6 protein-coding genes are annotated in these 7,324 nt (G+C 58.7%); all 6 read right to left on the bottom strand.

All coding sequences use genetic code 11. The features are described 5' to 3' along the window. Positions 1-134: 134 nt before the first annotated feature. Entirely contained in the window at positions 135-1,394 is a 1,260-nt protein-coding gene (locus ACSYDW_RS18805; protein WP_438340261.1) for a Y-family DNA polymerase, read from the bottom strand. 59 nt (positions 1,395-1,453) lie between these two features. Beyond that, positions 1,454-1,834 (bottom strand): LexA family protein, encoded by a 381-nt coding sequence (locus tag ACSYDW_RS18800; RefSeq protein ID WP_438340264.1) that lies wholly within the window; start codon positions 1,832-1,834, stop codon positions 1,454-1,456. Positions 1,835-2,509: 675 nt separating this feature from the next. Then, positions 2,510-3,160 carry a ParA family partition ATPase gene (parA, locus tag ACSYDW_RS18795; protein WP_438340260.1) on the bottom strand — a complete coding sequence of 217 codons (651 nt, stop codon included), beginning with the start codon at positions 3,158-3,160 and terminating at the stop codon, positions 2,510-2,512. Positions 3,161-3,454: 294 nt separating this feature from the next. Continuing rightward, positions 3,455-5,347, bottom strand: a complete 1,893-nt coding sequence (locus ACSYDW_RS18790) for a MarR family transcriptional regulator (protein ID WP_438340259.1) — start codon at positions 5,345-5,347, stop codon at positions 3,455-3,457. 120 nt (positions 5,348-5,467) lie between these two features. Then, positions 5,468-5,695: a hypothetical protein gene (locus ACSYDW_RS18785; RefSeq protein WP_438340258.1), complete on the bottom strand. Its 228-nt coding sequence runs from the start codon at positions 5,693-5,695 to the stop codon at positions 5,468-5,470. Positions 5,696-5,770: 75 nt separating this feature from the next. Continuing rightward, positions 5,771-7,276 (bottom strand): MinD/ParA family ATP-binding protein, encoded by a 1,506-nt coding sequence (locus ACSYDW_RS18780; protein WP_438340257.1) that lies wholly within the window; start codon positions 7,274-7,276, stop codon positions 5,771-5,773. Positions 7,277-7,324 lie beyond the last annotated feature (48 nt).

Genomic DNA, 7,324 nt, shown 5'->3' with positions numbered 1-7,324 from the left:
TGAGTAAATGATGTATTACTCATTTGAGTAAATGGGCAAGAGCCAGCGTTAGCAAAAGACGCGGTATCACCGCAGCCTGGGCAACCTCAGAAAACACCGTTGGTACCCAAAAGCACCACCCGAAGCGCGGTCCACTAACTAGCTTTCACGATCAGCAGTTCGTCCCAGTGTGTGGTGTAGCGCGGTGACATCATGTCCCGGCGCATCGTCCACTCGGGGCCGGCCTTCATCCCGGCCAGCCCCAGGCCCACGGCATTGACGCCGTGGCGCTGTTTGATCTTCTGGATCAGGGGGCCGATTTCCTTGGCCTCGTGTGGGTTCACGAATGGCTCGAACGTTTGTTGGTCTCCGGTCGGGCGTAGGTCGGTCACCACGATTCCGGCACGTGCATATTTGATGCCGTTAATGATCTGTGGAAGTAGTTCTTTGGCGGCGCGGGTCAACAGCAGGGGATCGGCCGTGGGGCCAGGCAGGGCAACGGTGACGGCAGGCTGGTGGTTGTCTTTGGTGTTGTAGTAGCTTGTCATCGCCCAGGCGCTCAACACCTTGGCTTGGCGCTGGTGCTTGTGCAGGCGTGCCGACGCCTGCTGTGCATAGATCCCCAAAACCTGTTCCATCCCGTGGGTATCGGTGATGGGTGCGGAGAAGGAACGGCTGAAAATCAGCTGGTCCTTGATTTCGTGTTCTTCCTCCATCGGAATGCACGGTATCCCGCGCAATTCCAGGATGGTGCGCATCATGACGATGGAGAACCTATTCCGTAGCATCACTGCGTCAGCGTCCCGAAGGTCTTTCATTGTCCAGATCCCCAAGCCATTCAGACGCTTGGTCAGTCGCGGACCTATCCCCCATGTCTCCACCGTGCTCAGCTGTCCAAGCAATCGCTCTCGGTCAGCCAAGGTAACGGCTTCCCACACACAGACACCATCAAGGTTCTGAAATTTCTTGCCACAACGGTTAGCCAGCTTGGCTAAGGTTTTCGTTCGTGCAATCCCCACACAAACCGGCAATCCAAGATGGTCCATCACGTCCTGTTTCATACGTCTTGCAAGGTCCTGAAGCTCGGGCAGCGTGCCCCGGACGCCGAGAAATGCCTCATCGATGCTGTATACCTCGACCCATGCCGTGTGCCGGCCCAGCAGCTGCATCACGCGGGAACTCAGGTCGCCGTAGAGCTCGTAGTTACTCGATTTTGCGACCAGTCCCGACCCACGAAATGCGGCGTCGGTTTCCAGCTTGAACCAGGGTGCACCCATTTCCACGCCCAGGGCCTTTGCCTCGTCGGAGCGTGCGACGGCGCAGCCGTCGTTGTTGCTCAACACGATGACCGGCCGGCCGATGAGTGTCGGGTCAAAAGCTCGTTCGCAGCTCACGTAGAAGCTGTTGACGTCCACATGAGCAATGTATTCTTCCGGGCTCCCGCAAGATCCTGCATCAGATGCAATAGCTCCATTTACAGACGGTGTAGACATGTTTCGGCAACTCCCCACACCGTCAGGGAAGCCAACTCCCCCACGGCCAGATCTGGATAGTCAGGGCTTTCGGCCTGCAGGACGACACCTTGCGGAGTGAGGCGTAGGCGCTTGACGGTCATTTCGCCGTCCAGGATGGCCACCACCACGGATCCATCAACGGGTTTGCGGGCGCGGTTCACGATGAGTTCATCGCCGTCCGAGATTCCGGCGCCCTGCATGGAATGGCCGGAGACGCGAACGATGAAGGTGCTGGTGGTGTCGTGGATGAGGTGTTCGCTGAGGTTGATGGAGCCAAGGAAGTAGTCTTGCGCGGGACTTGGGTACCCGGCAGCGACGGACGTTTCAGCGACCGGCAGCATGGTTTGGTCGCTATTACCATCTATGGAACGTATGTTCTGAACTGTCATATCAGCATCCAAATTTATAGAAATTTTCTTCTATATAAGGATACGTCCGCTACCCACGTTTTGCTCTGTCCTGCTCTTAGAAGGTGAAACTCATTGGAACCATCGACGTAGTGGACAGCTCGGAGATGGGTATCAAGGAATCGAGTGTCGAAGCCGAGCAATACGACGATGCGTATGCTCAGCTCGTGAATGCTCTGGCTGCGGGGGAGCGGTTACTGTCTGTGCGGCGTGGCTAGAACAAAAAAGTGCGACCCCCCAGAGACAAAGCCAGGGGGCCGCGGGTTGTTCCCATGAAAGAAACACTGTTTGCCGAAGGGCAAGTATTTGGTGGTCTCAACAGTACAGAAGCGGTTTGCTCCTGGCCATGCCGGTGATGGTATGAGTATTTACTCACTTACTCATCGGGGAGTGAGTCAATGTATGCGGTGAGGAAGTCTCGGATGCTCTTGTGTTCGCTGCGAGCGACGTGAACTTTCAGCTTGGTGTGTTTGCTTTGGGCCAGCTCAAAGTTCACGCGAACCATAGGCTCTGCAGGAGTGACGTCATTGAGACTTGCCATTAGGCGGGCTTTCTCCGATTCCGACTTCACACTTGGGCGTCCGGCGCTGAGCCCAGTTCTCTTTGCACTCATTTGCTTACTGCCTCATGTTCCTTCAAGAGCGACACAATTTCTGCGCTGAGCTCCATCATTTCCCGAGCGCCTTCTGATCGTGGGTAATCTTCAATTACCGTTGATCCGCCGGCAGCAGTGCCTGGGTAGTCAACGCGTTGGTGGATCTTGGTGGTGAGGACCGGCAACTCGTAGTCCTCCAGGATCACGGAAATTTCCTTCCCGATATTTGATCCCGTGATAGCGCGGGAGACGATGAATGCTGCTTGCAGCTTTCCATCGGTAATCTCAATCCGCTGCTTGACCAAATCCACCAGGTCTGCGGTCGCCCAAATGTCATATGGCGAGGGCTGGACCGGGATGAGGATGAAGTCTGATGCCTTAATGGCCGATACGGCCAGGTCGCTGGCCTGGGGAGCGCCGTCAATGATGACAAAGTCCACTGGCGCGAGACTCTTCACGTCGCGCTCGATGGTGGGGCGATCCATGCCTACAACGGAGATGGGGTGTTCTTCCCGCACAGCGGCCCAGTCCCTCGCGCTGCCTTGCGGGTCAGAATCGATAAGCAAGACGCTGTGGCCTGAGTGCTGCAACGCGGTGGCCAAGTGAGTGGCGATCGTTGTTTTGCCAGCTCCACCTTTTTGGTTCAGTACCGCGATGGTTTTCATGAGTCTCCTTCGGCCTACTTAGTGAGCGGCTGAGTAAATGATGCTTTACTCATCATTATATCATGAGTAAATGAGTAATTACTCATGATTTCTTGTGCGCAATGCTCGAATCTGAGCAAAGGCCACGATTTTGGCGGGGGAGTCCTGGCCAATACGGTTCGATTGTTCCTCACGCGTTTGGTGCAAGCGGGCAGTCGTACGAACGGCTTGTGCCCGGCGTTCCAAAGCCTCGACGCTCAATCGTTGACAACGCGCGATCGGAAAGGTTCGCCAGCGGTCGTCTGGCACCCCTACTTACGCCGTTCTGCGCATCGTCAGGGAACCGAGGGTGGTTTCGTGGTCCTCGTGGTCCGGCCAAAACGGTATGTCTTCATCCGTGTATTCATAGTCATCAGTTATGAGCGCAAGGGATCCAAAAGCGTTCATTCTGTTGTCGAGCCAGGCATGCCATTGGGCACGTTGCTGCCTGTGCGCGGCGTATTGAACGGCGATGGCTTCGAGCACTCCAAAGTACTCGGCCAGCGTTCTGAGCTTGCTGGGTGATTCAACCGTCCATCCAGTTTCTGTACGGCGAATGAGGTGCCAGGCATGGAGCATTTCGAGCGCGTTTTTGGTGCTGGTGGGGGAGAGCCCTGTTTCACGAACAATTCTGGCCGTGCTCTGATCACCCTCGCTCTTTTCGACGGCTTCGTAGACGAGGGCAGCTACCTGTCCCAGTTCCCTGAAAACGGGTCGAAGCGCGTGCGTCTTCCCTTTTTTCCAGGCCATTGTCTCGGCAATGACGGCGTACTCGTCAGGAATCACAAGCTCGTAGACATCGGCATGGCGCCCGCGGCCTTCGCCGACCTGGCGGATCAACGGTGTCGGGCTGCTGGCAAGCAGGCGCAGCTGCCTGGCCACGGTTGCTTGGTGAGTCCCGGTGGCCAGAGCATACGAACGAACGCCGAACTCGAGCACGGGGGAGTCCTTCTTGTGGGCTGCTTCAAGGAGGGCTCGAAGGAGGAAGCGGAGAGAGATCCCTTCGCGGCTTCTCAGCTGGGCACGCTCGTAGGCGTTGAGTACGCGTTCCCAGGAGCGGAGGTACTGATGATTCGTCAGATCGTTAACCCCTAGCCCCCCCTGTGTATTAATCCGGCTTGTGTCGTATTTACGGCCGTTCCTTTCCCCTTGGGAAACGTTGGCTTTTTTGGCGCAGAAGGCCTCGGCTTTCCGCCAATCACGACGAAGAGCCTTCGACCGTTGTGCGGGGGAGTAGCGGGCGTAGAAACCCGTAAGGCCGGCCCAGGTGCCGTCGTGCATTCGCTTCTGCACATCGGTCAGGGACCACCCTGACCCCGCTGCCGAGGCAAGAACCGCTTGGCGGGCTTCCGAGGGTGAACGGTATCGAGAGGTGTCGAAGGTGCCATGACGCCCCATCTGCTCCGCCTCGGCACGCAAGACCGACCGATCCGTGGTGGCGTTCTTGTCGCCGAGCGGGGGAATGGGCTCCACGAGCTCAGCACGGAGAGCCCCCCGCTCTGGTGCAAGCTCCGCACGCAGGGTCCCATGGGCGGAACTCGAATTGGGGCGCATGACCACGTCAACAGCGACCGACAGCGGCTGGGTCAACGTTTGGTAGCCTCCGCGCTTCCATGGAGAACCGGGCACGCGGATGCACCCGCTGTACACGGACTGGTGCGGGGAGGGGTCAAGGCTCGGGAACCGCTTGGCCAGGGCTTCAACGGATTCACGGGCAGTCAAAAAATCGATGCGGTTGCGCCACGGGATGTACACGTGGATGCCACCGGATGGGGATGTATCTTCAATCCATCGCAGCCCGCACCTGGTGAGCAGAATCTTCAGCTCGCTGACATCCGCTGCCACGTCGCCGCGACCCGAGTCAAAGTCCAAGCAGAAAGCAGAAACGCACCCGTCTTTCCCGGTGACCATCACGGCCGCGGGGAAAGACGGAAGCTCAGCACTGATCGTGCGGGTGTTCTTGGTGAAGTAGTTGCGGCCCCCGTCCTTGGAGAGCCGCATCATCGGCTGGCCGGCAATAGCCAAAGCCAAAGCCTTCCACTCAACTGCCGCTCGAGCCTTTTCAGCGTCCGCAGGACCCTGCGCGTGGGCATAGTGAGATAAGACACTCAGGGTGGTGTGAGCTTTTACTGTTGGTTCAAAAACAATTGTGTGTAGACTGTCATGCATAAGCAGCGTCCTTGCAAAAGGGTGTAGCTGTTGGAGCTAGTCACTTCAATCCGGCCAAGAATGTTCAGTGACTAGCTTGGAAACTTGATCGAAGGCCCGCCTTGTGCGGGCCTTCTTCATTTAAGAGGCGTGCTTGATTGGCAACTCCGTTTGGTTGTCAATAGCGGCAATGTCGATGGTGCCCAGCTGCTCGAGGACTATGTCCGCGATGAAGTCGCTGGCAGAAATTCCCTGGGCCTTAGCAACGGCAAAAATCTTCTCAGCCTGCGAGGTGGGAATACGGGTCGTGAATACATGCCGGTCGCCCTTAGAAGGGCGCCCGACTCTGCTGCGCGTTAGATTACCCATAGAAGCAATTTACATTTCAGAAATAGCCGCACCAAGAACTCCCTCCGGTGTGTCGCGATATATTTTCCCAAGTCATCAGCAACGTCGTTTGCTAAGTCCGTTGGCCACAGCGGCTGCGGCGGCGAGCCATGCTCGCTGTGTGGGTGGGCGCAAGGATTCGTAGGAAATCTGGCCGTCCACGAGCGCGGCATCATGGGGGATCTGCACGGCTTGCCGCACCAGGGCTCCATAGCCGTTGGCTACATGCTCAAGATCTGCGCGGGTGGCCTTGGGGTCGGCTTGCGAAATGACTGCCACGGCCTCACGGGCGAGCCTCGCCGAGTGTTCGTTGCGTTCCGCCAGCGCTTCCAGCAGGAGGGCGCCGGCCTCGGCGTGGTCGTTGCGGGTTGTGGTGGCCACGACGATCTGGTCTGCAAGGTCGATCATGCGCAACCACATGGGGTCTGATTCGTCGTTTCCGCTGTCAATGAAGATCAGTCGGTAGTATTTTGCTGCTACGGCATGGATGGCATCCACGTCGGCCGGTTCCACGCGTTGCTCGTGGGCCAGCGCCATGGGCTTGGAGCGCAGGACGTCGAATTTGTCGCGGGTTTGGTGGTGCACGAAGTGCGCCAGGTCAGCGGACTGCGCCCCGGTGCCCAGCAGTCTTTCCGACTGGGGGAGCAGGTCGAGCAAGGTTGCCTCGTGTGGTCCTTGCTCGGTGCGCCAGCCGAGGGTTCCCCGGGTTTGGTTGTTGTCCCACGCGAGCACTCCCGCGCCTCCGTAGCGAGCGAAGATGGCGCTCAGCAGCACGGTGGTTGGGGTCTTTCCCGCGCCTCCCTTGCCATTCACGATGGCGATCGTGCGTGGGCCTGGCCAGTGCTGGCTGACCGCCTGCACATCGCCTCGTTCGGTCCGTTCATCCTCGCTGGGGGCCATGCGCATTCCCATGCGGGTAAGGCTGCCGCGCCATCCCTTGGAGGCTGGTTCTTCTACCTGTTCCTTGGTCAGGAAACTCTGGCGGGCCTCGCGGCGGGTGCCGGCGCCCGATGCTGGTGGCTCCACATCTGTGTCGGTGCTGTTGGCTGTGGATGCCTTCCGGGCGAAGGGGTTTTCCGATTTCTTTGCCACGGCGGGCGCAGACGGCACCGTTTCTGCGGGCGCGATTGCTTCAGGTCCGGTTGCTTCGGGCACAGTTGCCCGGGTGGCTGCACCAACGCCGGGAACCGACTGGGGGCTGGTGGCCGGCTGTTCCATTTCCGCGGCGGTGGAAGGCTCCGCGGGGGTGTCTTCACGCTCACGGATCGGTGTGGTGGTGGGTTCGACTGTTTCCCCTTTTCCTGCTCGAGGGGCGTGGTCGGTGTCGGCGTCCACGGTACCGTCCGGATGGACCTTGACCGGCCAGGTGCCTTGTCCGTCGGTCATCAGGGCACGCACGGGCGTGCCCTGGCTGGCTGCGTGGGCTGTCACGAGGGCCAGGGTCTTGGCTCGTGCCTCGGCTTCGTTGGTCGCCGCGAAGTCGTGGGTTTGCTCCTCTATGGTGACCGTGGCGGTTCCGTCGGCGTTGACGGTGGCTTCAATGATGTTTCCGGTGGTGCTCATGGTGTTCTCACTTTCTGTGAAGGAGTGAAATCTCGAGGAGTGTGGTTT

Origin of the sequence: Paeniglutamicibacter selenitireducens (assembly GCF_051550675.1) — a bacterium.
GTDB lineage: Bacteria > Actinomycetota > Actinomycetes > Actinomycetales > Micrococcaceae > Paeniglutamicibacter.
This window is presented reverse-complemented; position numbering and strand designations above follow the sequence as displayed.

Excerpts from the sequence above, each read along its gene's own strand:
- ACSYDW_RS18790 (WP_438340259.1), bottom strand. The coding sequence starts at position 5,347 with ATGCATGACAGTCTACACACAATTGTTTTTGAACCAACAGTAAAAGCT.
- ACSYDW_RS18780 (WP_438340257.1), bottom strand. The coding sequence starts at position 7,276 with ATGAGCACCACCGGAAACATCATTGAAGCCACCGTCAACGCCGACGGA.
- ACSYDW_RS18800 (WP_438340264.1), bottom strand. The coding sequence starts at position 1,834 with ATGCTGCCGGTCGCTGAAACGTCCGTCGCTGCCGGGTACCCAAGTCCC.
- parA (WP_438340260.1), bottom strand. The coding sequence starts at position 3,160 with ATGAAAACCATCGCGGTACTGAACCAAAAAGGTGGAGCTGGCAAAACA.
- ACSYDW_RS18785 (WP_438340258.1), bottom strand. The coding sequence starts at position 5,695 with ATGGGTAATCTAACGCGCAGCAGAGTCGGGCGCCCTTCTAAGGGCGAC.